General features: G+C 55.2%; 23 protein-coding genes. 6 read left to right on the top strand and 17 right to left on the bottom strand.

Annotated features, from left to right (window positions below; translation table 11 throughout):
- Nucleotides 1-3 precede the first annotated feature (3 nt).
- The gene (locus tag PO881_RS06460) at nucleotides 4-1,209 is read right to left on the bottom strand and encodes a serine hydrolase (RefSeq protein WP_101760993.1); all 1,206 of its coding nucleotides are present in this window, start codon (nucleotides 1,207-1,209) and stop codon (nucleotides 4-6) included.
- A 275-nt stretch (nucleotides 1,210-1,484) separates the two neighbouring features.
- On the opposite strand from PO881_RS06460, the gene PO881_RS06455 reads away from it, so the two are divergent.
- Nucleotides 1,485-2,141 (top strand): HAD family hydrolase, encoded by a 657-nt coding sequence (locus tag PO881_RS06455; protein ID WP_110865822.1) that lies wholly within the window; start codon nucleotides 1,485-1,487, stop codon nucleotides 2,139-2,141.
- A 1-nt stretch (nucleotide 2,142) separates the two neighbouring features.
- Here the strand turns inward: PO881_RS06455 and PO881_RS06450 are convergent, their stop codons facing one another.
- Together PO881_RS06450 and PO881_RS06445 are read right to left on the bottom strand one after the other, a co-directional pair.
- On the bottom strand, nucleotides 2,143-3,276 hold the full coding sequence (locus PO881_RS06450; protein ID WP_280172629.1) for a PQQ-dependent sugar dehydrogenase: 1,134 nt from the start codon (nucleotides 3,274-3,276) through the stop codon (nucleotides 2,143-2,145).
- 227 nt (nucleotides 3,277-3,503) lie between these two features.
- Nucleotides 3,504-4,139, bottom strand: coding sequence for a carbonic anhydrase (locus PO881_RS06445; protein WP_101760997.1), 636 nt, complete (start codon nucleotides 4,137-4,139; stop codon nucleotides 3,504-3,506).
- 315 nt (nucleotides 4,140-4,454) lie between these two features.
- Here PO881_RS06445 and rimO point away from each other — a divergent pair, with 315 nt between their 5' ends.
- Nucleotides 4,455-5,780: a 30S ribosomal protein S12 methylthiotransferase RimO gene (gene rimO, locus PO881_RS06440; RefSeq protein ID WP_110865820.1), complete on the top strand. Its 1,326-nt coding sequence runs from the start codon at nucleotides 4,455-4,457 to the stop codon at nucleotides 5,778-5,780.
- Here rimO and PO881_RS06435 read toward each other — a convergent pair.
- Complete coding sequence (locus PO881_RS06435) at nucleotides 5,777-6,226, bottom strand: DUF4385 domain-containing protein (protein ID WP_101760999.1); 450 nt, start codon at nucleotides 6,224-6,226, stop codon at nucleotides 5,777-5,779. The genes rimO and PO881_RS06435 overlap by 4 nt on opposite strands.
- A 114-nt stretch (nucleotides 6,227-6,340) precedes the next feature.
- On the opposite strand from PO881_RS06435, the gene PO881_RS06430 reads away from it, so the two are divergent.
- Nucleotides 6,341-8,002, top strand: a complete 1,662-nt coding sequence (locus PO881_RS06430) for a methyl-accepting chemotaxis protein (RefSeq protein ID WP_192236550.1) — start codon at nucleotides 6,341-6,343, stop codon at nucleotides 8,000-8,002.
- A gap of 56 nt (nucleotides 8,003-8,058) precedes the next feature.
- Here PO881_RS06430 and gsiD read toward each other — a convergent pair whose 3' ends face one another.
- The 5 genes from gsiD to PO881_RS06405 form a co-directional block, all read right to left on the bottom strand.
- On the bottom strand, nucleotides 8,059-8,964 hold the full coding sequence (gene gsiD, locus PO881_RS06425) for a glutathione ABC transporter permease GsiD (RefSeq protein WP_101761001.1): 906 nt from the start codon (nucleotides 8,962-8,964) through the stop codon (nucleotides 8,059-8,061).
- 10 nt (nucleotides 8,965-8,974) lie between these two features.
- Entirely contained in the window at nucleotides 8,975-9,895 is a 921-nt protein-coding gene (gene gsiC / locus PO881_RS06420; protein WP_217547126.1) for a glutathione ABC transporter permease GsiC, read from the bottom strand.
- A 49-nt stretch (nucleotides 9,896-9,944) separates the two neighbouring features.
- On the bottom strand, nucleotides 9,945-11,480 hold the full coding sequence (gene gsiB / locus PO881_RS06415) for a glutathione ABC transporter substrate-binding protein GsiB (protein WP_110865816.1): 1,536 nt from the start codon (nucleotides 11,478-11,480) through the stop codon (nucleotides 9,945-9,947).
- A 63-nt stretch (nucleotides 11,481-11,543) separates the two neighbouring features.
- A complete protein-coding gene (gene gsiA, locus PO881_RS06410; RefSeq protein WP_101761003.1) occupies nucleotides 11,544-13,400 on the bottom strand; it encodes a glutathione ABC transporter ATP-binding protein GsiA in 1,857 nt (618 codons plus the stop codon).
- A 9-nt stretch (nucleotides 13,401-13,409) separates the two neighbouring features.
- The gene (locus PO881_RS06405) at nucleotides 13,410-14,375 is read right to left on the bottom strand and encodes an isoaspartyl peptidase/L-asparaginase (RefSeq protein WP_101761004.1); all 966 of its coding nucleotides are present in this window, start codon (nucleotides 14,373-14,375) and stop codon (nucleotides 13,410-13,412) included.
- A 358-nt stretch (nucleotides 14,376-14,733) separates the two neighbouring features.
- Here PO881_RS06405 and moeA point away from each other — a divergent pair, with 358 nt between their 5' ends.
- Both moeA and moeB read left to right on the top strand, forming a co-directional pair.
- Nucleotides 14,734-15,969 carry a molybdopterin molybdotransferase MoeA gene (gene moeA / locus PO881_RS06400; protein ID WP_280172628.1) on the top strand — a complete coding sequence of 412 codons (1,236 nt, stop codon included), beginning with the start codon at nucleotides 14,734-14,736 and terminating at the stop codon, nucleotides 15,967-15,969.
- Complete coding sequence (moeB, locus tag PO881_RS06395; protein WP_280172627.1) at nucleotides 15,969-16,736, top strand: molybdopterin-synthase adenylyltransferase MoeB; 768 nt, start codon at nucleotides 15,969-15,971, stop codon at nucleotides 16,734-16,736. The genes moeA and moeB overlap by 1 nt, the downstream gene beginning before the upstream one ends.
- Before the next feature lie 176 nt (nucleotides 16,737-16,912).
- Here moeB and PO881_RS06390 read toward each other — a convergent pair whose 3' ends face one another.
- From PO881_RS06390 to mntR, 7 genes are all read right to left on the bottom strand, one after another.
- Nucleotides 16,913-18,505: an ABC-F family ATPase gene (locus PO881_RS06390; RefSeq protein WP_280172626.1), complete on the bottom strand. Its 1,593-nt coding sequence runs from the start codon at nucleotides 18,503-18,505 to the stop codon at nucleotides 16,913-16,915.
- A gap of 192 nt (nucleotides 18,506-18,697) precedes the next feature.
- The gene (locus PO881_RS06385) at nucleotides 18,698-19,099 is read right to left on the bottom strand and encodes an H-NS family nucleoid-associated regulatory protein (RefSeq protein WP_101761007.1); all 402 of its coding nucleotides are present in this window, start codon (nucleotides 19,097-19,099) and stop codon (nucleotides 18,698-18,700) included.
- Nucleotides 19,100-19,516: 417 nt separating this feature from the next.
- Nucleotides 19,517-21,046, bottom strand: a complete 1,530-nt coding sequence (locus PO881_RS06380) for an efflux transporter outer membrane subunit (protein WP_101761008.1) — start codon at nucleotides 21,044-21,046, stop codon at nucleotides 19,517-19,519.
- A 1-nt stretch (nucleotide 21,047) separates the two neighbouring features.
- The gene (locus tag PO881_RS06375; RefSeq protein WP_101761009.1) at nucleotides 21,048-22,616 is read right to left on the bottom strand and encodes a DHA2 family efflux MFS transporter permease subunit; all 1,569 of its coding nucleotides are present in this window, start codon (nucleotides 22,614-22,616) and stop codon (nucleotides 21,048-21,050) included.
- Nucleotides 22,613-23,740 carry an HlyD family secretion protein gene (locus tag PO881_RS06370; protein ID WP_176970930.1) on the bottom strand — a complete coding sequence of 376 codons (1,128 nt, stop codon included), beginning with the start codon at nucleotides 23,738-23,740 and terminating at the stop codon, nucleotides 22,613-22,615. Before PO881_RS06370 ends, PO881_RS06375 begins: the two co-directional genes overlap by 4 nt.
- Nucleotides 23,741-23,855: 115 nt before the next feature.
- Nucleotides 23,856-24,965, bottom strand: a complete 1,110-nt coding sequence (locus PO881_RS06365) for an SLC13 family permease (protein ID WP_137385455.1) — start codon at nucleotides 24,963-24,965, stop codon at nucleotides 23,856-23,858.
- Nucleotides 24,966-24,985: 20 nt separating this feature from the next.
- On the bottom strand, nucleotides 24,986-25,444 hold the full coding sequence (gene mntR, locus PO881_RS06360; protein WP_101761012.1) for a manganese-binding transcriptional regulator MntR: 459 nt from the start codon (nucleotides 25,442-25,444) through the stop codon (nucleotides 24,986-24,988).
- Nucleotides 25,445-25,645: 201 nt separating this feature from the next.
- Between mntR and PO881_RS06355 the strand changes: the two genes are divergently transcribed.
- Entirely contained in the window at nucleotides 25,646-25,840 is a 195-nt protein-coding gene (locus PO881_RS06355; protein ID WP_101761013.1) for a hypothetical protein, read from the top strand.
- A 141-nt stretch (nucleotides 25,841-25,981) separates the two neighbouring features.
- Here PO881_RS06355 and ompX read toward each other — a convergent pair whose 3' ends face one another.
- Nucleotides 25,982-26,494 (bottom strand): outer membrane protein OmpX, encoded by a 513-nt coding sequence (gene ompX, locus PO881_RS06350; RefSeq protein ID WP_101761014.1) that lies wholly within the window; start codon nucleotides 26,492-26,494, stop codon nucleotides 25,982-25,984.
- Nucleotides 26,495-26,863: the final 369 nt, after the last annotated feature.

Raw genomic sequence — 26,863 nt, 5'->3', positions numbered from 1 at the left:
GTCTCAACTAAACCACTTCCCGAACCAGCCGTGGAATTTCATCATGATGAAATCCCAAATGCGACCAACAAAGCCACCTTCCGGCACCGCTTCCATCGTCACCAGCGGACGTTGCTCAATGGTTTTGCCATCCAGCTGGAAATCGATAGTGCCCACCACCTGATTCTTCTCCAGCGGCGCTTCCAGCTGCGGTGAATTCAGGGTAAAGCTGGCCTTGAGGTTTTTCATCTGCCCTTTTGGCACGGTGATCGCGGCGTCTTTTGCGACGCCAAGATTGACCTGACTGCGATCGCCAAACCAAACGCGCTGCTGCGCAAACGGTTTATCGGCCTTAATCGGCGTCACGGTTTCATAGAAGCGGAAGCCCCACGTCAGCAACTTCTCACTTTCGCGGAAACGCGTGGCATCGGTCGCCGCACCGAGCACCACGGAAATCAGCCGCATATCGCCTTCGGTTGCCGACGCCACCAGATTGTTACCCGCGCCGGAGGTGTGACCGGTTTTAATGCCATCCACCTTGAGATTGGTGCTCCACAGCAGACGGTTGCGGTTCATCTGCTTAATCTTATTGAAGGTGAACTCTTTTTCGCTGTTGATCGCATACTCTTCTGGCACATCGCTAATCAGACGCTGGCCGATAATCGCCATGTCACGCGCCGTGCTGTACTGCCCTTCGGCGTCCAGGCCGTGTACCGTCATAAAGTGGGTGTTTTGCAGGCCAAAGGCTTTGACGTAGTTGTTCATCAACCCGATAAACGAATCCTGGCTGCCCGCGACATAATCAGCCAGCGCGATACAGGCATCGTTGCCGGATTGAATCACCACACCTTTATTCAGCTCAGAGACCGGAATGCGATCGCCGGGCTTAAGGAACATCAGCGATGAGCCGCGCAGCTTGGGATTGCCGGTTGCCCACGCATCCTGGCCGATGGTAACCATGTCATCGTTGTGAATCTTGCCCGATTTCAGCGCCTGGCCGACCACATAGCTGGTCATCATTTTGGTCAAACTGGCGGGATCGAGGCGTTGATCGGCATTGGATTCCGCCAACACTTTGCCGCTGTTGTAGTCCATTAAAATCCAGGCTTTGGCGTCAATTTGCGGTGCCGCAGGTGCCTGTTCAGCCAGGGTGGCTGCGGGGATAAAGAGTAAAAGAAGTGAAGACGCAGCCAACGGCCGCCAGACAGAAGCGAAGGTGTTTTTTCTCATGAGCGTGACCAGATTGTCCTTGTTAAATCTCGGTTTTCTTGCAGGCAAGACATGTCTTGCCCCACGCTAACGGTTCAGGCCAGCGAAAAAAACCGCTCAATCGTAAAGTTTTATAGAGTTTATTAGAGTAACCCTGGCACCAACCGCGCAGCGCCGCCACTTTTGCCCATCTGACTTCCGAAAAAATTTGCGTGTAATTCCGATTTTTCGCAGAACGGTTAAGCCAGTCACAAATTTCCGCTAACCTGAACTCAGTCAGCCTGAGGAGAGCCGCGATGGACTTAGCCATTTTCGATTTGGACGAAACCCTGATTTGTGAAGACAGCACCAGCCTCTGGCTGCGCTGGTTGGTTTCACAGGGCTTTGCCCCCGAAGAGATCATCCAGCAGGAGAAAATCCTGATGGAGCAATATCACACCGGTACGTTATCCATTGAAGAGTATATGAACACCACGCTGGCGCCACTCGCCGGCATGGCTACGATGACCGTTGAAGGCTGGGTACGCCGCTTTATCCATCGCGACATCATGCCGCGCGTGTTCCCTGCCGCCCGCGAGCGTATTGAGTGGCACCAGCAGCGCGGCGACACGGTAATGATCATCACCGCCAGCGGCGATCATCTTGCGGTGCCCATCGCCGAACGCCTTGGTGTACACGGCGCGCTGGCGATTGGCGTGGAAGTGGTGGATGAACGCTACAGCGGACAAACCTACGGCACCATGACCTATCGTGAAGGTAAAGTGACACGCCTCAGTGACTGGAAAGCGTTACAGCAAGATCAACGCTTTGAACGCACCTGGGCTTACAGCGATTCGATGAATGATTTACCGCTGCTGGCACATGCCGATCATGCGTGGGTGGTCAATCCCAATCCGCTGCTGCTGCAGGAAGCACAACAGCGCGGATGGGAAGTGTGTAACTGGGCTCGCTAATTTAACCGCGTGGGGCGCTGGCTGTGTCTGGCAGCCCCACTTTCAGCAGCTTGCCGTTGGATTCATCGGTTAGCACGTACAGATAACCATCCGGGCCTTGACGCACATCTCGAATACGCTCGCCACGATTTTCCAGCAATCTCTGCTCCTCCACCACTTTCTCGCCGTTGACCTGCAAGCGAATCAAACTCTTCTCTTTCAGCGCACCAATAAACAGGGAATTTTTCCACTGCGGGAAACGCGCGCTGTTGTAGAACGCCATGCCGCTGATGGCCGGCGAGACTTTCCAGAAATGCAGCGGTTGCTCAGTGCCTTCCACTTCACTGCCCTTTGCTTCCGGCACTTTCTGCCCGCTGTAATCAATGCCGTGCGTCGCCAGCGGCCAGCCGTAATTCTTGCCTTTCTCGGGGATGTTGACCTCATCACCACCGCGCGGGCCGTGTTCGCTTTCCCACATTTGCTGCGTCCACGGATTGAGCGCCAGCCCTTGCGGATTGCGCATGCCGTAGGACCAGATTTCCGCGCGCGCGCCTTGACGATCAACAAACGGATTGTCCGGCGGGATTTCACCGTCTTTGGTCAGACGCACGATTTTACCGGAGAGCTTATCCAGCTGTTGCGCGCTGCTGCTGGCAAAGTTGTCACCGAAGGCGATATAGAGAAAGCCCTGGCGATCAAATGCCAGTCGCGTGCCGATATTGGCGCCGCCCGACAGCTTCGGCGTTTGCTCCAGCACCACTTTAAAGTCACTCAGCTGACGGTTGTCATCGCTCAGGCGGCCATAACCCACCACGCCACCCGCCCGACCGCTGGCATCGGCGGTGGTGTAGCTGAGCCACACGCGGCGGCTTTCGGCGAAGTCCGGTGCCAGCACCACATCCAGCAAGCCACCCTGACGATTCGCCCACACCTTCGGCACCCCGCCGATCGGTGGCGACAAGCCTTTACCCGGCTGCCAGCTGCGCAGCTGGCCGGATCGTTCAGTGATTAACAGCGTTTGATTATCGGGTAGAAAAGCCACGGACCACGGATGGTCGAGCTTGTCCTGAAGCACCTGAACCTGCACATCGGCAGCGAATAACGGTAAGGACGTGCTTAAAGCGCCAAACAGCAGCGCGGCGGGCAGTAAACGCATGGCATTCTCCTTTATCGCAGTCTGCCGTAAAGCGTAGTCAGCGCGTGACAAAGGATGTGCAGGATTTACAAAACATTAAGCCCGGCACGCCGCCGGGCGAGAATTTACTGTGCGGGGAAGGTCAGCGCATCGCGTACCATCTCGTCGATGCCCGGACGCAGATCGTTGAGTGTGATTGGCGCACTGTTGCGAGGATAACCACCTGCAATGCAGGTGGTTAGGCGGAATTACTCGAAGCAGGTTTCCGGGTTTTCCGACAGCGAAATAAAGGATTCACCGCCTTTGGTCAGGGCAATGATTCCGCCACTCTCAATATCATAAACCCATCCATGCAGGCGAATTTTGCCTTTACGCAGCGCTACCGCTACGGAAGGGTGTGTTTTGATATTGTTCAGCTGCGCAATCACGTTCTCTTTCACCATTTCGTTGAGACGCTTCTCAACGGAATCGTAGTTACGCTCTTCCACCACCGCTTTCGCCGCGTTGGCGTAGTGCAACCAGTGATCGACCGCGGGCATGGTTTCGAGATCGGCATTGGAAGCAATGGCGTTCATGGCACCGCAGTTAGAGTGACCACAAATAATAATTTCGGTCACGCCCAAAGCGACAACCGCGTACTCAATGGTTGCGGACACGCCGCCCGGCTCTGGACCAAACGGTGGCACGATATTACCGGCGTTTCGGATCACGAACAGCTGACCCGGCTCCGACTGCGTCACCAGCTCTGGCACCAGACGGCTGTCTGAGCAGGAGATAAACAGGGCTTTGGGATTTTGGTTGGATGCCAAACTTTTGAAAAGATCCTTCCTTTCAGGGAACACATTCTGTTGAAAATTCAGAAAACCTTTGACGATCTCTTGCATATGTCTGCTCTCACATTATCCACTTCTGCCCTGGCAGTGAGGATTCACTATCAGTGCGATTTGAAATTTTCAGTGAAGATAACAACTTACCTTCACCGACCCAACATTTAAGCAAAAGGCGCCAGCTTACACAACTCGGATCGCCACAGAGGGCCATTGCGCCAGCGAGTGAGCCGCACCGCCAACAGAGTTAAGCACAATCATCATGCATTAGTTACCCCATAAGGAGATTCTTACACAGCCTATACATTTTCCCCGGCAACCTCTGTACAATCGCCCCCCTATCCACACTAATTATGATGAATTTTTATCCTTATGAGCCATGTCAAAAATCCACCGCGCGTGGGGTTCGTCTCCCTCGGCTGTCCGAAAAACCTCGTCGACTCTGAACGCATCCTGACGGAGCTGCGTACTGAAGGCTATGACGTGGTGCCACGCTACGATGATGCGGAGATCGTCATCGTTAACACCTGTGGATTTATTGACAGCGCCGTACAGGAATCTCTGGAAGCGATTGGTGAAGCGCTGAACGAGAACGGCAAAGTGATCGTCACCGGTTGCCTCGGTGCCAAAGTGGATCAGATCCGCGAAGTGCATCCGAAAGTGCTGGAGATCACTGGCCCGCACAGCTACGAGCAGGTGCTGTCGCATGTGCACACTTATGTGCCGAAACCAGAACACAATCCGTTCCTGAGTTTAGTGCCAGAGCAAGGTGTCAAACTGACGCCGCGTCATTACGCTTACCTGAAAATTTCCGAAGGCTGCAACCATCGCTGCACCTTCTGCATCATTCCATCAATGCGTGGCGATCTTGATAGCCGCCCAATCGGTTCGGTGCTCGACGAAGCTAAACGTCTGGTCGAAGCGGGCGTGAAAGAGCTGCTGGTAATCTCACAAGACACCTCCGCTTACGGCGTGGATGTTAAACATCGCACCGGTTTCTGGAACGGATCGCCGGTGAAAACCAGCATGGTGAGCCTGTGCGAGCAGTTAGCCAAACTCGGCGTGTGGGTGCGTCTGCACTATGTTTATCCTTATCCGCATGTGGATGATGTGATCCCGCTGATGGCCGAAGGCAAGATTCTGCCGTACCTCGATATTCCGCTGCAGCACGCCAGCCCGCGCATCCTCAAGCTGATGAAGCGTCCCGGCGCGGTAGAGCGTACGCTGGAGCGCATTAAGCGCTGGCGTGAAATCTGTCCGGAGCTGACGCTGCGTTCAACCTTTATCGTCGGTTTCCCCGGTGAAACCGAAGAAGATTTCCAGATGCTGCTCGACTTCCTGCGGGAAGCGCGCCTCGATCGCGTTGGCTGCTTCCAGTACAGCCCGGTAGATGGCGCAACTGCTAACCAGCTGCCGGATCAGGTACCGGACGACGTGAAGCAGGATCGTTTTGATCGCTTCATGCAGCTGCAGCAGAAGATCTCCAGCGAACGGCTGCAGGAGAAAATCGGCCGCGAAGTGCTGGTGCTGATTGATGAAGTGGACGAAGAAGGCGCGGTGGGACGCAGCATGGCTGACGCCCCGGAAATCGATGGCGCGGTTTATCTGAACGGCGATCGTCAGGTGAAAGTCGGCGACGTGGTCCGCGTTAAAGTGGAACACGCCGATGAATACGATCTGTGGGGCACGCGCGTTTAACCATACTTCTGCTGGTGCGCACGCTTGCGCGCCAGATAGTCTGTATCCGCGCGCAGTTTATCCCAGCACGCTTTGAAAACGGCCGCCGCAGCGGCCTTCTCTTTTTCTGTGGTACGCGGCAGTTCGTTGCCCGCCTCGTCATATTTACGCCCGCCCTGATGATTACTGTAGCGGCGTGCACGCGTATAACCCATCTGAATATATTTGCGCGCCATGTCCATACCGACAAAATCGTCCTGCGCGCGATATGCCTCAAATAGCTGCATAATCTGCTGTGAAGATTCTTTTGCCAGCTCGACGGTGCGAAAACGCCAGTGCGGCAGAATCTCACTTTTATAGGGTTCGACCATCAGCACGCCCTGCTCGCCGCGCCCCACCTGATACAGCTCAGGCTGCTGGCGAAAATTGATGTGCTTGAAATCCTGCTCGTAGTTAAACGCTTTCATCTGTTTTTCCCGCCTCTCATCGTCCCGTGACGTAATTATTTCCTGCTGGCACTTAAGCGATTTGCTTTTATACCGATAACCTGGATATCAGCCTACTTCCTCAGAGACGCACCTATGTTTAAACGAATGAAAATTGTGACAGCCATCATGATGATATTGGTGGTTTTCACCGCGATGCAGGCGATTTCCGGCTCGCTGTTTTTATCATCACTGATTACCGGACAGCATAATTTCACCACCAGTAATCAGCTGTCACATCAGCAGCGTGAGCTGGCCGACGGTTGGCAAACGCTGGTGAAAACGCGCGTAATCATTAACCGCGTCGCCATTCGTATCCTGAAAAAACAAACGGATGAAGCGTCCGTCGCCGCCATCAACAAACTGCTGATCAGCGCGGGTGCGTCACTGGATGAAGCAAAGCAACATTATGACCTCTACCAGAGCATGCCGCGCATTGCCGGACAAAGCGCTGATTCAGCCAGTGTAGTCGACGCTAAATTTGCTGCCTTCGCAGAATTACTGAAACAGTCGGCAGCGTTCCTGAAAGCCAATGATTACGCCGCCTATGGCAACCTTGACGCCCAGCAGGCGCAGGACGATCTGGAAGTCGCGTACAAGCAATGGCGCGAGCACAACGTGCAGCTGCTGGCCGAGCGCAATGCGGAATATGATAATAACTATCAGCACATGCTGGTGTTGGTCGCCGTGATGGCGATAGTTGTGGTGCTGTTGCTGGTTGCGGTGTGGATTCTGGTGCGTCGCATCCTGCTGGCACCGATGAAGCAGGTGCAGCAGCAGATGGAGCGCTTCGCCGACGGCGATCTCTCCGCCCGTTTGCAGGTGGAAGGCCGCAGTGAAATGGCATCGATTGCCGCCAGCCTCAACCATATGCAGCAGTCGCTGCTCAGCACCATTAACAATGTGCGTGATAGCGCGGATGCGATTTTTGGCAGCGCCAGCGAGATTGCCACCGGCAATAACGATCTCTCTTCACGCACCGAGCAACAAGCGGCATCGCTGGAAGAGACCGCCGCCAGTATGGAACAGCTTACCGCCACGGTGAAACAGAATGCCGATAACGCGCGTCAGGCCACGCAGCTGGCGAAAACCGCTTCGGAAACCGCTGATAAAGGCGGCAATGTGGTGGATGGTGTGGTGAAAACCATGCGCGATATCGCCGACAGCTCGAAGAAAATCGCCGATATCACCAGCGTGATTGATGGCATCGCCTTCCAGACCAACATCCTCGCGCTCAACGCGGCAGTTGAAGCGGCGCGCGCCGGTGAACAAGGCCGTGGTTTTGCCGTGGTAGCGGGTGAAGTGCGCAATCTGGCACAGCGCAGCGCTCAGGCGGCGAAAGAGATCAAACTGCTGATTGAGAATTCCGTGCAGCGTGTCAACACCGGTTCGCAGCAGGTGAGCAGCGCCGGTGAAACCATGCAGGAAATCGTCAGCGCTGTTACCCGCGTCACCGATATCATGGGCGAGATTGCTTCAGCGTCCGATGAGCAGAGCCGCGGCATCGACCAGATTGGTCAGGCGGTGAACGAGATGGATCGCGTCACGCAGCAGAACGCCACGCTGGTGCAGGAATCGGCTAACGCCTCAGCGTCGCTGGAGCAGCAGGCCAGCAGCCTCTCTTCTGCGGTAGCCCGCTTCAAAACCGGCACGCGCCAGGCGACTGCAACGGTGGCGAAAGTGGTGAAACCGGTGATAACACCAACCCGCGCGCAGCCTGCCGCCGCGCACAGTAATGACAATTGGGAAACGTTTTAAGACCGGAGTGGTGCGGTTATTGAAGAGGTCGCCATAAATGGCGACCGGACCCACCATCAGGTCTTCAATTTGGGATCCAGCGCATCACGCAAACCATCACCCAGCAGGTTAAACGCCAGCACGGTGAGGAAAATCGCCAGGCTAGGGAAGATGGCGACATGCGGCGCAATTACCATATCGGCGCGCGCTTCATTGAGCATCGCGCCCCACTCCGGCGTGGGCGGCTGCGCGCCGAGGCCGAGAAAGGACAAACTCGCCGCCGTGATAATCGAGGTACCGATACGCATGGTGAAATAGACCACAATCGACGACACCGTGCCGGGCAGGATGTGACGCATAATTATGGTCCAGTCCGACGCGCCAATACTGCGTGCCGACTCAATATAGGTTTGATGTTTCAGCACCAGCGTATTGCCGCGCACCAAACGGGCAAACGCCGGAATGCTGAAGATCGCCACCGCGACAATCACGTTGCTCATGCCGCTGCCCATAATCGCCACCACCGCAATCGCCAGCAGAATGCCGGGGAAAGCGAACAGCACATCGCAGATACGCATGGTGATGCGATCCCACCAGCCTTCGTAATAGCCCGCCAGCAGACCTAAAACGGTGCCGATCAGCGCGCCGATCGCCACCGAGAAGAAACCGGCGATCAGCGAGATACGCGTGCCCACCAGCACACGGCTGAAGATATCGCGCCCCAGCGAGTCAACGCCAAACCAGTGCATCAGCGACGGCCCTTCGTTTAGCCGGTCGTAATCGAAATAGTTTTCCGCATCAAACGGCGCAATCAGCGGCGCGATAAATGCCACCACGATCAGCAGCAGCACAAACAGTCCGGCCAGCAGCGCCACATGCTGACGGCGAAAGCGTCGCCAGAATTCGCGCCACGGCGTGCGTACCCGGTTTTCCGTGATAGTCGGCAGGGTTTTCAATGCCGCGGCTCGTCGCCAGTTCTTCAATTGCAACTCCTTACTTGTAGCGAATTGCCGGGTTGATTGCCGCGTACAGCACATCGACAATCAGGTTAATCAGGATGAACTCGAGCGAGAACAGCAGCACTTCGGCCTGAATCACCGGGTAATCGCGCATCTCGACCGAATCCACCAGCAAGCGGCCCAGGCCTGGCCAGTTGAACACCACTTCCACCACAATCGAGCCGCCGAGCAGGAAACCAAACTGCAGGCCCATCATGGTGACCACCGGGATCATCGCGTTGCGCAGGCCGTGTTTCACCACCACCAGCGATTCGCGCACTCCTTTGGCGCGCGCGGTGCGCATGTAATCTTCCTGCATCACCTCCACAAACGACGCGCGGGTGAAGCGTGCCATCACCGCCGCCACCGCAGCACCCAAGGTGATCGATGGCAAAATGTAGTGTTTCCAGCTATCCGCGCCAACGGTCGGCAACCAGCCGAGCTCGACGGAAAACACCTGCATCAGCAGCATGCCGAGCGCAAACGCCGGGAACGAGATGCCTGACACCGCCAGCGTCATGCCGATGCGATCCGGCCAGCGATTGCGCCACACCGCCGAGGTGATGCCAATCGCCATACCGAATATCACCGCCCACACCATGCTGCTGAGTGTCAGCCACAGCGTCGGGAAAAAGCGCGCGGCAATTTCGTCAATTACCGGACGTTTCGAGACCAGCGAATGGCCGAAATCGCCCTGCACCGCATTGATCATAAAGTGCCAGAACTGCTTGAGCAGCGGCTGATCGAGGCCGAGATCCTGACGCACCAGCGCCACCACTGAGGCATCCGCTTCCGGGCCGGCAATCAGGCGCGCCGGATCGCCTGGCAGCAAATGGACGAACAGGAACACCAGCACCGCCACAATCAGCAGCGTGGGAATCAGTCCCAGTAATCGTTTGAGAAAATAGTTGAGCATGCGAAGTCCTGCGCAGCATCGGCCAGCCCGCTAAGGCTGGCCGCGTCTGTTACTTCAGATCGGCCTCATCAAAATTGAATGAGGTATCGGGCATGACATAAAAACCGCTGAGGTTTTTATTGTTGGCTGACAGCAGTTGTTCCACCACCAGCGGGATCCACGGATGATCGTTCCAGATGCGATCCTGCGCGTCTTTGTACAGCTTAGCTTTCTGGTCGCGATCGGTGGTTTTCAGCGCATCGGCGAGATCTTTATCCACCTGCGGATTGCTGTAGAAGGCGGTGTTGAAGATGGCTGGCGGCCATGAAGTGGTGGCGAACAGCGGCGTCAGCGCCCAATCAGCTTCACCGGTCGAGGCGGACCAGCCGGTGTAGAACATGCGTACACCGCTCTCTTTCTGCCCTTTGCTCTCTACTTCAGCGGCACGCTGACCGGCATCCATCGCCGTCACTTTCACCTTCACGCCCACCTGCGCCAGCTGCTGCTGGGTGAATTGCAGCACTTTCTGCGCGGTACTGTGGTTGTGCGATGACCACAACGTGGTTTCGAAACCGTTCGGGAAGCCCGCTTCTTTCAGCAGTTCGCGCGCTTTGGCTGGATCATATTTGATTGCCGGATAGCTCTGCGCAAAGTCGATGCTCGGCGGCACGATGCCGGTGGCTGGCGTGGCGTAACCGGCAAAGGCGACTTTTGCCAGTGCCTGACGGTTGATGGCGTACTCCAGCGCTTCACGCACTTTCGGATTATCAAACGGCTTTTGCGTCACGTTGAGGCTGATGTAGCGCTGCATGATTGACGGCGTGGTGACCACATCGAGCTTGCTGTTGCCTTCCAGCAGTTTGGCCTGCTCGAACGGCACCGGGAAAGCAAAGCTCGCTTCGCCCGTTTGCAGCATCGCCGCGCGGGTGTTGTTATCCACCACCGGACGCCAGGTAATGCTATCCAGCTTCGGATAGCCTTTTTTCCAGTAGCCGTCCCACTTTTTCACTTTCACGAAGTCGGTCTGGTTCCAGGTATCAAAGGCAAACGGGCCGGTTCCTACCGGATGGAAGCCGATATCCTTGCCATATTTCTTCAGCGCGGTCGGCGAGATCATCACCGCCGCCGGATGCGCGAGGTTGTTGATGAAGGCCGAGAACGGCTGCTTCAGGGTGATTTTCACCGTGGTCGGATCGACCACTTCGGTGGTGGCGATATATTTGAACAGGTTATAGCGTTTGAGATGGTTATCCGGATTGCTGGCGCGATCAAGGTTCACCTTCACCGCTTCGGCATTGAAGTCGGTGCCGTCCTGGAATTTCACGCCGGCGCGCAGCTTGATGGTGTACGTCAGGCCGTCGCTGCTCGCCTGATAACTTTCCGCCAGCACGTTGGTCAGCTTCATGTCTTTATCGAAGCCGAACAAGCCCTGATAGAAGGACTTCGCCACCGCCTGCGACAGCGTATCGTTAGCGTCATACGGATCGAGCGTGGTAAAGGTCGAGGCCACCGCAATCACCGCATCTTTCGCCGCCCACGCGGGCAGCGCCAGCGCCGAACTCAACAAACCGGCAGTGATAACCCCTTTTCGCATAATATGGTGCATCGTTATCGTTCTCCTGTAATCCCTGTCATGCGCGACATCCAAAGATGTGCGGTTATTTGCTGCTCAGGCGCCGCTAATTGCGTGCCGGGCGACAAAATGGCCCGGTGCCACTTCCAGTAAAGGCGCCACTTCTGGCTCATCGCCCAGCGGGCGAATCGGGCTGGGGATCTCATCCACCATCAGCGCCCGCTCACGATGCCGATGGGCCGGATCGGCCACCGGCACTGCGGCCATCAGTTTTTTGGTGTAGGGATGGCGCGGCTGCTCAAATACCGCCTGACGCGGCCCCATCTCCACAATTTGTCCGAGATACATCACCGCCACGCGATGGCTGATGCGTTCCACCACCGCCATATCGTGCGAGATAAATAAGAAAGCGATACCAAATTCACGCTGTAAATCGAGCATCAGGTTGATGATTTGCGCCTGAATCGACACATCCAGCGCCGACACCGATTCATCGGCGATCACCACTTTGGGATTGAGCGCCAGCGCGCGCGCAATGCAGATGCGCTGGCGCTGGCCGCCGGAAAATTCGTGCGGATAGCGCTGCGCATGTTCCGGCAGCAGGCCGACACGCTCCAGCAGCCAGGCAACGCGTTTCTCCGCCTGACGGCGATCCAGCGTTTTGTGCACCAGCAGCGGTTCCATGATCGAAAAACCCACGGTCAAACGCGGATCGAGCGAGGCGTAAGGATCCTGGAAGATAAACTGGATATCGCGACGCAGCGACGCCAGCGCATTGCCCTGCAGCGCATCGATGCGTTGGCCGTCAAAAGTAATGGTGCCGCCCTGGCTGGCTACCAGCCGCAGCAGCGAACGCCCGGTAGTGGATTTTCCGCAGCCGGATTCCCCCACCAGCGCCAGCGTTTCACCGGCATGGAGATCGAAACTGACTTTCTCCACCGCGTGCACGCGGCGTTTAACGCGATTGAGCAAACCGCCGCGAATATCAAAGCGCGTGACTAAATCGCGCACCTGCAAAATCGGCGGTCGATCGTGACGTACCGTGTCCTGCGGCGCGGCCTGTTCTTCACGTCCGTTGCTATGCAATAAGGGAAATTTAGCCGGTAGCGGCTGACCATGCATCGCCCCCAGTTTGGGCACCGCCGCCAGCAACGCGCGGGTATAGGGCTGCTGCGGGTCGGCAAACAGCTGCTGCACCGACGCGCGCTCTACCACATCGCCGCGATACATCACCTGCACGCGATCGGCCATCTCCGCCACCACGCCCATATCATGGGTGATGAAAATCACCCCCATCTGCATCTCTTTTTGCAGCACGCGGATCAACTGCAGAATTTGCGCCTGAATAGTGACGTCGAGTGCGGTGGTAGGTTCGTCGGCAATCAGCAGCGCCGGTTTGCACGACAGCGCCATGGCAATCATCACGCGCTGGCGCATGCCGCCTGAAAGTTGATGCGGATAGCGTGATAACACATTTTGCGCTTCGGGAATGCGCACCAGATCGAGCATGCGCCGCGCTTCCGCCAGCGCCTGCTGGTGACTTTTGCCCTGATGCAGACGGATGGATTCCGCAATCTGCTCGCCGACGGTGAACACCGGGTTGAGCGAGGTCATCGGCTCCTGAAAGATCATCGCCATATCGGCGCCGCGCACTTTGCGCATCTGACCGTTCGACGCGCGCATCACATCCAGCACCTCGCCATTGCGACGCCGCAGCTGGATATCTCCGCTCACTTCGCCGCCGGCCTGCTGAATCAAGCGCATCAGCGCCAGCGAGGTGACGGATTTGCCCGAGCCGGATTCGCCCACCAGCGCCAGGGTTTCACCGCGATGCAGGTCGAGCGACAGGTTGCGTACCGCTTCGGTAATGCGCCCTTCATGCTCAAAGCGCACGTTAAGATCGCGCACCGCCAGAACCTGCTCCGGCGCAAACTGCAGCTGTTGGTCCGTCATGCCTGCTCCTTAGCTGTCGCGGTAAATCGCTACCTCAACATCGCCATTCACATAGGCGAATCCGCGATACATACCTTCGCTGTTAAACGGCAGCGCCACATTGCCTGCGGCGTCAATGGCAATCAGCCCGCCGCTGCCTTCCAGCTCCTGCACTTTGTCATGAATGACGTTGGCGGTGGCCTGTTGCAACGAGCGACCGGCGTAATGCATCTGCGCCGCCACGTCGTAAGCGGCGAGCGTACGGATAAACACTTCGCCGGTACCGGTACAGGAGACCGCTACGGTGTCGTTGCTGGCGTAGCAGCCTGCGCCGACCAAAGGCGAATCGCCCACGCGACCGGCCTGTTTGTTGGTCATGCCGCCGGTTGAGGTGGCGGCCGCCAGATTACCCTGAAGATCGAGCGCGACCGCACCGACGGTGCCGAATTTGCGATCCGGGTCCAGCGGATCGTCGCTGTGACTGTTTGCTTCGCCATCGTGATCCAGCACCATCTGCTGGCTGTGCAGCGCGCGCTGCAGCTGCTCCCAGCGCTCCGGCGTGGAGAAGAAATCGGCGTCGACCGGCGCTAAACCTTGCTCAGCGGCGAAAGCTTCTGCGCCCGCACCGATAAACAGTACGTGCGGGCTGTTCTCCAGCACCTTACGCGCCGCCAGAATCGGATTGCGGATGTGGCTGACGCCCGCGACCGCGCCGACGTCCAGCGTGCGACCATCCATAATGCTGGCATCGAGTTCATGCGTGCCCTGATGGGTGAACACCGCGCCCTTGCCCGCGTTAAACAGCGGACACTCTTCCAGCAGGCGTACGGCTTCGGTAACGGCATCTAACGCGCTGCCGCCCGCCGCAAGAATTTGCTGGCCTGCGGTAACGATTGCGGTGAGTTGCTGACGATAGTGCTGCTCTTTTTCGGCGCTCATTGCCGCACGCGTAATCGCGCCTGCACCGCCGTGAATTGCGATAACTGCTTTAGCCATAACCGGTACCCTGTTAAGGAATCAGAACCAAAAACACTGATTTAGAATGGTTTTCATCTTTTTTTGGCAATTTTCGACTATAGAAAGGCACCCTCATCTTGTAAAGCAGAAACTGCCTGCGCGGTCATAACCTTTTATTGTGGATTATGCTTTTTTGGTTGTGATGTGCTTAGCGGATGCGCACCTGTAAAACAGGAAAACCCCTTTACCATTCGCACATTCCGTAGCGGCGCGATTTATCGCGCAATAAATTGCGCCGCTACGGAATGTGCATTGATTGAGTAAAGTGCACTCTCGCTTAACGGCCACGCATTACCCATAATAGACCGCATCTGAAATTAACCAGACAGAGATGGACATGGAACCTTTTACCGCAGGATTAATCTCCCTCGAAGACGCGCAGCAAAAGATGCTGCAACAGTTGACGCCGATTAGCGATTCGATCAACGTCTCGCTGTTTGAGGCCGCCGGACGTATCACCGCCAGGCCGATCAACTCGCCGCTCGATGTGCCCTCGTTTGATAACTCGGCGATGGATGGTTACGCGCTGCGTCTGGCCGACATCGCACCCGATCGCGTGTTCCCGGTGGCCGGTAAAGCCTTCGCCGGTGCGCCGTTTAACGGTGCGTGGCCCGCGGGCAGCGTGATCCGCATCATGACCGGCGCGCCAATTCCCGCCGGTTGTGATGCCGTGGTGATGCAGGAGCAAACGGAGCAACGCGACGGCGGCATTGTCATTACCGCGCCGGTGCAGGCTGCGCAAAATATTCGTCGCATCGGTGAAGACATTCAGGCGGGCAAACAGGTGCTGGACGCCGGAGTGCGCCTTGGTGCGGCCGAACTGCCGCTGCTGGCGTCGCTGGGGATTGCTGAAGTCAGCGTGCTGCGCAAACTGCGCGTGGCAATCTTCTCCACCGGCGATGAACTGCAGGCGGTCGGCCAGCCGCTGGCGGAAGGTCAGATTTACGATACCAACCGCTTTACCGTGGCGTTAATGCTTAACAAGCTGGGCTGCGAAGTGATCGATCTCGGTGTGATTGCTGACGATCAGGCGGCGCTGCGTACCGCCTTTACCGAAGCCGATCGCCAGGCCGATGTGGTGATCAGCACCGGCGGCGTGTCGGTTGGCGAAGCCGATTTCACCCGTGCGATACTGGAAGAGCTCGGCGCTATTACCTTCTGGAAACTGGCGATCAAACCGGGCAAACCCTTTGCTTTTGGTCGCCTGGCCAACAGCTGGTTCTGCGGTTTACCGGGCAATCCGGTTTCTGCGGCGGTAACCTTCTATCAATTGGTCCAGCCGCTGCTGGCCACCTTAACCGGCCAAACCACGCGCATCATGCCGCTACGCCAACGTGCGCGCGCCACCCAGCGTTTGAAGAAATCGCCGGGTCGTCTCGACTTCCAGCGTGCGATTCTCAGCCGCGGTGACGATGGCGTGCTGGAAGTGCGCAGCACCGGTCCGCAAGGTTCGCACGTGTTCAGCTCGTTCGCACTGGCCAACTGCTTTGTGGTGCTGGAGCGCGATCGCGGCGATGTGGAACCGGGCGAATGGGTGGAGATCGAAGCCTTTAATAGCCTGCTGGAGGGCTAATGAGCGTTGAGTTGAGCGATGAAGAGATGCTGCGCTATAACCGTCAGATTGTCCTGCGCGGTTTTGATTTTGATGGACAGGAAAAGCTAAAGGCGGCACAGGTGTTGGTGATCGGCCTCGGCGGACTCGGCTGTGCGGCGGCGCCCTATCTGGCATCGGCGGGTGTGGGACATCTCACGTTGCTCGATTTCGATAGCGTTAGCCTCAGTAATCTCCAGCGCCAGATCCTGCACAGTGATGCGAAAATTGGCGTAGCGAAAGTCGCCTCGGCGCAGCAGCAATTGGCGGCAATTAATCCGCATTGCCAGCTGGAGCCGATTGATGCGCAGCTGGATGACGCGCAGCTCAGCACATTAATTGCGCGCCATGATGCGGTGGTGGATTGCACCGATAACGTCGATACCCGCGAGCAGATCAACCGCCTCTGTTTTCAGCACAAGGTGCCGCTGATTTCCGGCGCAGCGATTCGCATGGAAGGCCAGCTCAGCGTGTTTACCTGGCAGCCCGGCGAGCCGTGTTATCGCTGCATCAGCCGTTTGTTTGGCGATCAGGTGTTAAGTTGCGTGGAAGCTGGCGTGATGGCGCCGTTGGTGGGTGTGGTCGGTGCTATGCAGGCGATGGAAACCTTAAAAGTGCTGACGGCGTTCGGTCAACCCGCTAGCGCACGCTTATTGATGTACGACGCGATGAGCGCGGAGTTCCGCAGCATGAAGGTGGCGCAGGATGCGCATTGTGAAGTGTGTGGTGAACAAGGTCGCCAAGAATGACGACCTTACGCGAGGTATAACGCTGGCAGCTGACGTGCATAAAGGCGTGTATGCCGGGTCCGGAGTAAAGCCTCCGCCGCAGGGATGCGGCGGCCGAGGTTACAGGGAAATATTTACACCGTCGTTACGCAGCGACCCGGCATTTTCGCCTGATCGGCGCCGAAACCTAACAAACCTTAAACAATGCCCTGACTGCGCAGGTAATCTTCATAATTACCCGTGAAGTCGATAATACGATCGGCTTTCATCTCCATCACGCGGGTAGCCAGCGAGCTCACAAACTCACGGTCGTGCGAGACGAAAATCAGGGTGCCTTCGTACATCTCCAGCGCCATGTTGAGCGACTCGATCGATTCCATATCCAGGTGGTTAGTCGGTTCATCCATAATCAGGATGTTTGGCTTTTGCATCATCAGCTTGCCGAACAGCATGCGACCCTTCTCACCACCGGACAGCACCTTAGCGGGCTTGTTGATCTCGTCGTGACCAAACAGCAGACGACCAAGAATACTGCGCACCGCCTGTTCGTCATCGCCTTCCTGCTTCCACTGGCTCATCCAGTCGAATACCGTCAGATCGTCAGCGAAGTCTTCCGCGTGATCCTGGCCGTAATAACCAATGCGCGCATTCTCAGACCATTTCACTGTGCCGCTATCCGGCGTATGTTCACCGACCAGCGTTTTCAGCAGCGTAGTTTTACCGATACCGTTGGCACCGAGAATCGCCAATTTCTCGCCGACTTCTAACATCAGGTTGAGTTTATTAAACAGCGGACCGTTATCAAAACCTTTGGTCAGCGCTTCAACTTCCAGCGCATTACGGAACAGCTTCTTATCCTGATCAAAACGGATAAACGGGTTTTGACGGCTAGAGGCTTTAACTTCTTCCAGCTTAATTTTATCAATCTGTTTGGCACGCGAAGTCGCCTGACGCGATTTAGAGGCGTTGGCGCTAAAACGGCTAACAAACGATTGCAGATCGGCAATTTGCGCTTTCTTCTTGGCGTTATCCGATAATAAACGTTCGCGTGACTGGGTAGCCGCGGTCATATATTCGTCATAATTACCCGGATAAACGCGCAGTTCACCGTAATCCAGATCCGCCATGTGCGTGCACACCATATTCAGGAAGTGACGGTCATGCGAAATGATGATCATGGTGCTGTTACGTTCGTTGAGCACTTGCTCCAACCAACGAATGGTATTGATATCCAGGTTGTTGGTCGGTTCATCGAGCAACAAAATATCAGGATTGGCAAATAATGCCTGCGCTAAAAGGACACGCAATTTCCAGCCCGGCGCAATTTCGCTCATCGGACCGTAATGCTGCTCCACAGGAATGCCAACGCCCAGTAATAATTCACCGGCACGTGATTCTGAACTGTAACCGTCCATCTCGCCGTATTCGACTTCAAGGTCGGCCACTTTATAGCCTTCCTCTTCGCTCATTTCTGGCAATGCATATATACGGTCACGCTCTTGCTTCACTGCCCACAATTCATTGTGGCCCATGATCACGGTGTCCAGCACACTATATTGCTCGAAGGCAAATTGGTCCTGACGTAACTTACCGATACGCTCATTTGGGTCGAGGGGAACATTTCCACCCGTTGGCGCCAAATCGCCGCCCAGTATTTTCATAAAGGTAGATTTACCGCTGCCGTTCGCACCGATTAAACCGTAACGATTACCGCCGCCAAATTTAACGGAGATATTTTCGAACAGCGGCTTACTGCCGAACTGCATGGTGATATTGCTGGAAACTAACACGGCATTGACCTTTGTTACGCAGTGGAGGAAAAAACAGCGGGCATTATGCCAGAAGCGGGCACCCGGACGCCACCTCTGCGCCAGAGGCAGACGTTACGTTGGGCTAAAGGTGTTGTTGCTCATAAAGAAATAAAAACAACAAAAAAGCCGGGGGCATTTGCCCCCGGCTCCCACTTACAAGGATTGTGCGGATTATTTGATCAGGAAAGTGTCGAGGCTTTTACCTGAATCCAGCGCTTTTTTAATCGCTGCTGGTGTACGGCCCTGTCCGGTCCATGATTTTACTTCACCGTTTTCGTCGGTGTAGGAATATTTTGCCGGGCGTGGTGCACGCTTAGCGCGTTTTTTACCAACTTCCAGAGCGCCCAGTAATTCGTTCGGGTCAATACCATCAGCCAGCAGCATTTCGCGATATTTAGACAGCTTCTCTTCTTTTTCGCGGTTCTGCGCTTCTTCAGCGTTTACTTCGTCACGACGTTCAGTCACGACAACCGTTAATTTTTCCAGAATTTCTTCCAGATCGCTCAATGGCAGTTCACGAGCCTGTGCACGTAATGTGCGAATGTTGTTCAGAACTTTAAATGCGTCACTCATCACAATGTCCTTGCTTAAGGGGGTTAAATAAACTGTAGTGGCAAGATTACCTAATTCAAATAAAAAAATAAATTAATTTTATTGCCCGGATTAATCTGAAGCTGCTTACATATTTCTTACGTTAGGGTTTAAAACGCGGATAACCGCTTTAATTAACCCTGAATTAACAACCGTAATGTGTTCCATATGTAGCAACTGGAATCGATTTCAAAGCAATATTCCCAGGTAATAAACAATCATTTAGCGGCTATTACGCGCTGCAGCATTAGTGAGCATAATGGTAAGCAAGGATTAATGGTGTAACGTAAAACCTGTTTTCATCACGGATTATTATATTGCCCGGGATGAGAGAAGAATCTCATTTTTTCATATCGTGCCGATAAAAAAAGCCGGTGTTTAACCGGCTGCTAAGGGAAATTAATGCACTTCCGTTGCGGGACCAAACACAGAATAGTCCGGCAAATTGACGTTTTGATAAGGTTCCCAGCCACCGCCCAGCGCTTTATATAACGCCACTAAATCAAGTGCACTTTGCATCCGCGCCTGTGTCGATTGCGCTTTAGCTTGCGCCAGTTGTCGCTGCGCATCTAATACATCGAGGAAGGTGGAAATACCCTGACGATAACTGTCGCTGGCCAAATCAAATGCACGCTGCAGTGCGCCGGTGGTTTCATCCAGCGCTATAACCTGCTGCTGATCGGCGCGATAACTGACCAACGCGTTCTCCACATCCTGCAGCGCAGTTAATACCGTTTGCCGATAATCGAGCGCCGCGCTGGCTTGCTGCGCGCGCGCCAGTTTTACGCTGGAGACTAAACGGCCGCCCTGAAAAATTGGAATCGACAGCGACGGACCAACGCTAAAGAAGTGGCTGCTCCAGTCATCCAGATAGCTGGCATCGGTATTTCGCACGCCCAGTTGCCCGGTGAGCGACAAGCTGGGGAACAGCTCGGCAACGGATACGCCAATATTCGCGGTCTGCGCATGCAGCGTGGCTTCAGCCTGACGAATATCCGGACGTCGCCGCGCCAGCGTGGACGGAATGCCCACTGGCACCAATTTCGGCAAATCAGGCAGCGGTTTTTTGTTCATCAGTTCGTTATCCAGTGCGCCCGGTGTTTTACCCAGCAGCACCGCCAAACCGTTCATCGCCTGTAACTGCTGCGCCTGATATTGCGGCAGCTGCGCATTCAGCGAGGCTAATTGCGCGCGCGCATTTTCCACATCCGTGGTCGGCGCTAAGCCGTTTTGCTGCTGGCTTTTTGTCAGTTCCCAGGTTTGCTGCGCGACCTCAATTTGCTGCTGCAAGGTCGCCAACACCGCCTGCGAACCGCGCAATTGCAGATAGGCGCGCGCCACTTCGGCTTCCAGCGAGACCAGCGCATCGTTGCGTTGTTCTATGGCCGCCTGCTGCTGCGCATCCGCAGCTTCCATCTGGCGGCGTACTTTGCCCCACAGATCCAGCTCCCAGCTGGCGTCAAAGCTGCCCTGATAAAGGGTGACAGAATGGTCTAAACCGTTCAGCTGGCTGGCGACATCGCTATCAACCTGGTCATAAACGCCGTTGGATTTCAGCAAGCCTTTTAAACCGAGCTGCTGACGGGTCACTTTTGCCGAGCCGTTAAGCGAAGGGAATAACCCACCGCGCGCCTGCGCCAGCTGCTCACGCGCCCCGGCAATACGCAGCACCGATTGTTGCAGCGTTAAGTTGCCGGCAATAGCGCGCTCAATCAGGCTATCAAGCTGCGGATCGTTAAAGCTTTTCCACCACAGCGGATTGGTTGCTGCCGCCAGCGGCTTAGACGCTTGCTGTGAAGGTAAATCATGGTAACCGCCAGGTGTGTGCGCCTGCGGCGGCTGATAATCAGGTCCTACGGCGCATCCGGCCAGCAACAGTGACAGCGCCAGCAACGTCAGTGACGGCGTAGAGCGCGAAAACTTACTCATTTTAATGTGCTCCTGCACTGCCTTCGCTCTTGATCGGCGAAAGCAACCAACAAAATGGAATCAATAGCAAAGCCACGATACTCAGGCCCGTAAATACGTCGATGTACGCCAGAATGCGGGCCTGCGCGATCATCTCCTGGTAGAGCTGCCCGCTCGCCAGCACCAGCGGATCGCCCACTGCGGTAGTGAAATTACGGATCGAATCAGCCCAATGCTGCAGCGTGAGATTGTAAGGCTCATTGAGCGGCGACATGTTGTGCACCATGTTGGCCGATCGTGTCTGCATGCGTTCGGTAATGCCCGCCGTCGACAGCGAAATTCCGATCGAACCCGCGACGTTACGGAACATGGTGAACAGCGCCGACGCATCGGCGTTTAATCGCTGCGGCACGGTGATGAACGCAATGGTGGTCAGCGGCACAAACAGGAAGCCAAGGCCAATCGACTGCGCGCTGCGCATTAACACCAGCGTGGTGAAGTCAACGTTGGGCGTAAGCCGGGTGGAATAGAAGAAGGCGCTGGCAAGGCAGGTGAAGCCGAACGCGATGATGTAGCGCGTTTGCACAATCGGCATCAGCTTCAGCACGATGGGTATCGTTAGCACAATCAATATTGCGCCGGGCGACAGCACCAGCCCCGACCAAGTTGCGGTGTAACCGAGATCCTGCTGCGCCAGTTGGGGAAGTACCACCGAACTGCCGTACAAAATCATCGCCATGCCCGCCATCAGCAAGCCCGCCACCCAGAAGTTACGATCCTTCATTACGCTAAGATCGACCACCGGTTTGCGTGCATACAGCAGCCAATAAATGGCGCCGATAATGCCGATTACCGCCAGCATGGCAAACAGGCGAATGAAGTGCGAGGCAAACCAATCTTCATCTTCGCCACGATCGAGGAATACCTGCAAACAGCCAAGTCCCAGCGTGATCAGGCTGATGCCAATGTAGTCGATCTTCAGGCGGCCTTTATCCCACTTGCGCTCCCACGGCGGATCTTCCAACAGCTGATAAATTGCCATCACCGTCAAAATACCGACTGGAATATTAATGAAGAACACCCAGCGCCAGCTGTAGTTGTCGGTGATCCAGCCGCCGAGCGTCGGACCAATCACCGGCGCGACGATAATCGCTATCGACGATAGACCAAAGGCTTTGCCGCGATCTTCCGCTTTGAAGTAATCGAGCAGCACCGATTGCTGTACCGGCTGCAATCCGCCGCCAAAAAAGCCCTGCAGGATGCGGAACAGAATGATCTGCCACAGCTCCGTCGCGATGCCGCACAGGAAGGAGCAGATGGTGAACATCACGATGCAAATCAGGAAGAACTGCTTGCGGCCAAACAGGCGGCTGAAGAACGCCGAAATGGGCAACACGATGCCGTTCGCCACCAGATAAGAGGTTAAAACCCAGGTCGATTCGTCGTAGCTGGAGGAGAGCGAACCGGCAATGTGTGGCAGCGCGACGTTGACGATGGTGGTGTCGAGGATCTCCATAAACACCGCCAGCGTCACCGTAATGGCGACCAGCCACGGATTGCTGGCCGGACGCCAGCTTTCGCTCGCACTCATTCCACTGTGACCTTCGGCTCAACCGACAAGCCCAGCGGCAGCGGATGATTGGGATCCAATCCTTTATCGATAACGATTTTCACCGGCACGCGCTGCACGATTTTCACGTAGTTGCCGGTGGCGTTTTCCGCCGGGAAGGTGGAGAAGCGGGAACCGGATCCCATCTGCACGCTATCAACATGCCCTTCCAGCTTCATATCCGGCCAGGCATCAACACTGATTTCCACTTTATTACCCGGCTTCATGCGCGCCAGCTGTGACTCTTTGAAATTGGCATTAATCCAGATTTCAGGCGAAACCAGCGAGAACAGCGCGCTGCCAGCCTGCACCAGTGTGCCGAGTTGCACGTTACGCTTGGTGACAAAGCCATCGTAAGGTGCGCGAACCTGGGTATAAGAGAGATTCAATTCGGCGGTGTTGAGCTGCGCCTGCGCCTGCTCAACCTGCTGCTCACGCGCTTCCACATTGGTTTCCTGCTGGCGGATTTGCAGCTTCACCTGAGAAGCCACTTCAACCTGCGCCTTAGCGCTTTGCAGTTGCGCTTCAGCCGAACGCAATTGCGCGGCGGCGGTATCAATATTGCGCTGTGAAGTGGCACGGGGATCAACACCGCGCTGGCGACGATAATCGGCCTGGGCGTTGAGCAAATTGGCCTGCGCTTTGGCCTGATCGGCGAGAGCTTGATCGCGCTGTGCCGGATACTGCACGCGGGATAAGGCTAACTGCGCCTGCGCCTGATGCAGCTGCGCCTGGGCCAGACCAAGCTGGGCTTTAGCCTGATCGCGCTGCGCTTCACTGTCGCGCGCATCGATCTCCACCAGCAAATCGCCCTGCTTCACGCGCTGGTTATCGCGCACCAGCAGCTTGACCACATATCCGGCCGCTTTCGGCGCGATGGTCACCGCATTGCCTTCGGTAAAGGCATCATCCGTGCTTTCGATATTGCGCGTGGTGAGCCAAAACCATAATCCCACCACGATCATAATCACCACCACAATGGCGAGAAAAATCAGTGGCTTCTTTCCGGGACGTTTACGTTCTGGTTCGTTGTTATCTTGATGGGTATTGGCGGTTTTTTGCGGATCCTGCTGATCGCGTTCAGACGGTTGATTCTGGTTTTCCATAATTTTTCATCGTAGGCAGTTGTCCCGATTCCCGGGCAAAAACGGTCAACATAACCTTAGATGGGAAATTGACAAATGCCAATGCAACTTTACATAAGCCGACATTGGCACGGTGTTAACGCATGAGGTGTAACAGCAGCCATCCGCCTAACATCGACCAGGCCAGCATCGGGATGGAAAACAAGTGGAAACGCCACCAAACGCGCGCGTCCTGCGCCATCCGCAAGGCAATCAGGTTGGCAAGCGAACCCGGCAATAAGCCAAATCCGCCGATATTCACTGCCCACGCCAGCACCTCCGACGGTGGCACTTTCTGCAAAAGCAGAATGGTGGCGGGAACGTTACTAATGAATTGCGACAAGCCAATCGCCAGCAAATAGATTCCGCCCTCGCCTAGCTGACCAATAGCGGCAAAGTGCGGCTGCAGCCAGGACAAATGCATCAACAGGAAGACATCGATAAACATCGCCACGAACACCAGCAGCAAACTCCAGTCGATGCTGATCAACACGCTGCGCGCCATGATCAGGAAACAGGCCGCCACCAGCAGCAGCGCCCAGCCGGTCATTTTCAGCTCGAGCGCGACGATAAATACGATATACAGCAGCACGCTAATCGTGAACAACGGTTTGCGCCACGCCTGAGTTTCACTCTGCTCATGCTTTTGGATCGCGCGCGCCGGGAAACTCCACCAGGTTAACGCCATCAGCGAAAGCAGTAAAAATGCCGCCAGCGGCGCCATCTGCGCAATGAAACCGGGCACGCTAAGCGTGCCGTGACTCCACAGCAGAATGTTTTGCGGGTTACCAACCGGCGTCAGTAAGGAACCCGCGTTCACTGCCAACGCTTCGAAAATGATCAGGCGCGAAATGGGCAGCCGCGAGAATTTACGCAGCGTCAGCGTCAGCGGCACCAGAATAAACAGCGCAACATCGTTGGTGAGAAAAGTTGAGAGCAACGCGGCGGCGCACACCATGAATAACGCCAATGCGCGTTCATGCTGGAAACGCTGAATCAGACGTGCGCCGAGCACATCAAAATAGCCGCTGTTTTCCAGCCCTTTGGTCAGCATCAGTAAGCCGGTGAGCGTCATGATGGTATGCCAGTCCACAGCGGAAGGCAGTTGCGACCAGCGGAAATTCGCCAGCGGCAACATGATCACACCCAACAGCAACAACAAATGCAAAATACGATCGCGCATAAAAGAACGAAGCAGATTGGGCATGATGGCGGAAGGCCTTGTAGTTAGCGATTCTCGTAGAATTTCTGGAACACGGCCAAAGTTTCATCACTAACGTGATGCTCCAGGCCTTCTGAATCACGGCGCGCGGTTTCCGGGCTAACGCCCAGCGCCAACAGGAAAGTTTCAACAATATGATGGCGGACGCGGCTCGCTTCAGCCAGCTTCTCGCCTTCGGCGGTGAGGAATACACCGCGATACGGCACTTGCTCAACCAAACCGGTGGTGCCAAGACGCTTTAACATTTTCGCCACGGTCGGCTGGGAAACGCCCAAACGGGCAGCCATATCCACCTGACGCGCTTCGCCAAATTCACGAATCAAATCAGAGATTAATTCAACGTAGTCATCGATCAGCTCACGACGATGCGCCTCGCGCACCTGACGAAATCCTTCGACATGCTCCTCTATCTCTTTTAGCGGGCCCTGGGGCATGTTGGTGGCGATTTTTGCACGACGACTCATCTAACTTCCTCTTTATTATCTGCCGCACTTTACCTGCGGTGCGGGCTGGCTGCGCCCATTGTAAACCAGGCACAAATAAGCACAAATTTTTCCTAAATAGTGTTGGCTAAAGAGTATAGCCAGTGCTATCTTTGTTGATAATGTAAGCGAATAGCTTACAAAGGCTACAAAGAAATGTCGTCATTCACTCGGGAGGTGAACATGACTACCATGAAAAACTGCCTCGACTGTGGCAAATGTTTCCAGGCTGAACAAAGCAAACCGGCTTTTGAGCTGAAATCGCTGCTGTGCCTGTTGACCCGCTCGCCGTTTGCGCTGCGCTTGATGCTGATTGAAAAGCTCACCGGCAAACAGCTGGTTGAACGTCCGTGCCCAAAACTGATCTGGCGCGGCTAATGTTCCCGACGCATACAAATTCCAATAAAGCCCGCTCATGTAGCGGGCTTTGTGTTTCTGGCGGCAGGTAAATCGTTAATCGCGCCCATAAAAAAACGGTCCCGAAGGACCGTTTATTGTGCAACTGGTCTAAGCAAGAACTTAGAAGCTGTAACCTACGCCAGCAATCCAGGTGCCAACGTCAACGTTGCGGATACGGCTCTGCTCGTAACCCACGTCAACAGCGATGTTTTCGATTGGGTTGAACTGCATGCCCGCACCGTAAGAGAAACCGTAGTCGCTTGAATCAGACTTAGAACGTACTGAATTGTCGTTCTGCTGGTATTTACCGTAACCCACACCAACAACACCGTAGATGCTCGCCCAGTCGTTCAGACGGTAAGCAGGACCACCGGTGATGCCGTAGTACTGAGCTTTGTTATAAGCGCCAGCATCAGTACGATCTTTTTCGGTATAGGTGAAAGAACCGATCCAACCCAGTGGGTTAGTACCGTCTTCGTAACGATATTTCAGGTTGAAGCCGTTTGCTTTGTTAGCAACGCCTTGATAATCGCTCTGAGCGTAACCACCGGTAACGGTGCTTTGTGCCATGGCAGAACCTGCAGAAACTGCAAGTACACAAGCCAATGCTGAAAGACATGCAATTTTTTTCATAACCACCTCAAATGTGAATATACTTCTCTCCTGACAACGCTTTAAATATAACAAAAAACAGCAAGAAACTCTGCCCGCATTTTGTTGTCTAACAGATTGTTTGGTGTAACAGAAAGTTAATGAAGTTTCCTATGTCATTCATTTTACTTATAAAAAGCATCATATTCCTGCAGCATAAATTTCGATCACAAAAAATGCCTTTAAGTAAATTCCTAAACTAACCTGACGTTTCTTTACGGAAATGGCACTAAAAATGGCCAAATTCTGACCTGTCAGCGCGTTTTATTTCCCCGATTCGCGTCTCCTTATTTGCCTGAGATTCCATTACACTGAGCGCTTGTTACTCTGCTGTTAATAAATAAAAGGAAT

The sequence above is a fragment of the Pantoea sp. SS70 genome (genome assembly GCF_029866845.1).
GTDB classification, from domain to species: Bacteria; Pseudomonadota; Gammaproteobacteria; order Enterobacterales; family Enterobacteriaceae; genus Pantoea; species Pantoea leporis.
Note: the sequence above shows the minus strand (reverse complement) of the source record. Positions and strands in the feature narration are given on the sequence as shown.

Excerpts from the sequence above, each read along its gene's own strand:
- PO881_RS06460 (WP_101760993.1), bottom strand. The coding sequence starts at position 1,209 with ATGAGAAAAAACACCTTCGCTTCTGTCTGGCGGCCGTTGGCTGCGTCT.
- PO881_RS06455 (WP_110865822.1), top strand. The coding sequence starts at position 1,485 with ATGGACTTAGCCATTTTCGATTTGGACGAAACCCTGATTTGTGAAGAC.
- PO881_RS06450 (WP_280172629.1), bottom strand. The coding sequence starts at position 3,276 with ATGCGTTTACTGCCCGCCGCGCTGCTGTTTGGCGCTTTAAGCACGTCC.
- PO881_RS06445 (WP_101760997.1), bottom strand. The coding sequence starts at position 4,139 with ATGCAAGAGATCGTCAAAGGTTTTCTGAATTTTCAACAGAATGTGTTC.
- rimO (WP_110865820.1), top strand. The coding sequence starts at position 4,455 with ATGAGCCATGTCAAAAATCCACCGCGCGTGGGGTTCGTCTCCCTCGGC.
- PO881_RS06435 (WP_101760999.1), bottom strand. The coding sequence starts at position 6,226 with ATGAAAGCGTTTAACTACGAGCAGGATTTCAAGCACATCAATTTTCGC.
- PO881_RS06430 (WP_192236550.1), top strand. The coding sequence starts at position 6,341 with ATGTTTAAACGAATGAAAATTGTGACAGCCATCATGATGATATTGGTG.
- gsiC (WP_217547126.1), bottom strand. The coding sequence starts at position 9,895 with ATGCTCAACTATTTTCTCAAACGATTACTGGGACTGATTCCCACGCTG.
- gsiB (WP_110865816.1), bottom strand. The coding sequence starts at position 11,480 with ATGCACCATATTATGCGAAAAGGGGTTATCACTGCCGGTTTGTTGAGT.
- gsiA (WP_101761003.1), bottom strand. The coding sequence starts at position 13,400 with ATGACGGACCAACAGCTGCAGTTTGCGCCGGAGCAGGTTCTGGCGGTG.
- PO881_RS06405 (WP_101761004.1), bottom strand. The coding sequence starts at position 14,375 with ATGGCTAAAGCAGTTATCGCAATTCACGGCGGTGCAGGCGCGATTACG.
- moeA (WP_280172628.1), top strand. The coding sequence starts at position 14,734 with ATGGAACCTTTTACCGCAGGATTAATCTCCCTCGAAGACGCGCAGCAA.
- moeB (WP_280172627.1), top strand. The coding sequence starts at position 15,969 with ATGAGCGTTGAGTTGAGCGATGAAGAGATGCTGCGCTATAACCGTCAG.
- PO881_RS06385 (WP_101761007.1), bottom strand. The coding sequence starts at position 19,099 with ATGAGTGACGCATTTAAAGTTCTGAACAACATTCGCACATTACGTGCA.
- PO881_RS06380 (WP_101761008.1), bottom strand. The coding sequence starts at position 21,046 with ATGAGTAAGTTTTCGCGCTCTACGCCGTCACTGACGTTGCTGGCGCTG.
- PO881_RS06375 (WP_101761009.1), bottom strand. The coding sequence starts at position 22,616 with ATGAGTGCGAGCGAAAGCTGGCGTCCGGCCAGCAATCCGTGGCTGGTC.
- PO881_RS06370 (WP_176970930.1), bottom strand. The coding sequence starts at position 23,740 with ATGGAAAACCAGAATCAACCGTCTGAACGCGATCAGCAGGATCCGCAA.
- PO881_RS06365 (WP_137385455.1), bottom strand. The coding sequence starts at position 24,965 with ATGCCCAATCTGCTTCGTTCTTTTATGCGCGATCGTATTTTGCATTTG.
- mntR (WP_101761012.1), bottom strand. The coding sequence starts at position 25,444 with ATGAGTCGTCGTGCAAAAATCGCCACCAACATGCCCCAGGGCCCGCTA.
- PO881_RS06355 (WP_101761013.1), top strand. The coding sequence starts at position 25,646 with ATGACTACCATGAAAAACTGCCTCGACTGTGGCAAATGTTTCCAGGCT.
- ompX (WP_101761014.1), bottom strand. The coding sequence starts at position 26,494 with ATGAAAAAAATTGCATGTCTTTCAGCATTGGCTTGTGTACTTGCAGTT.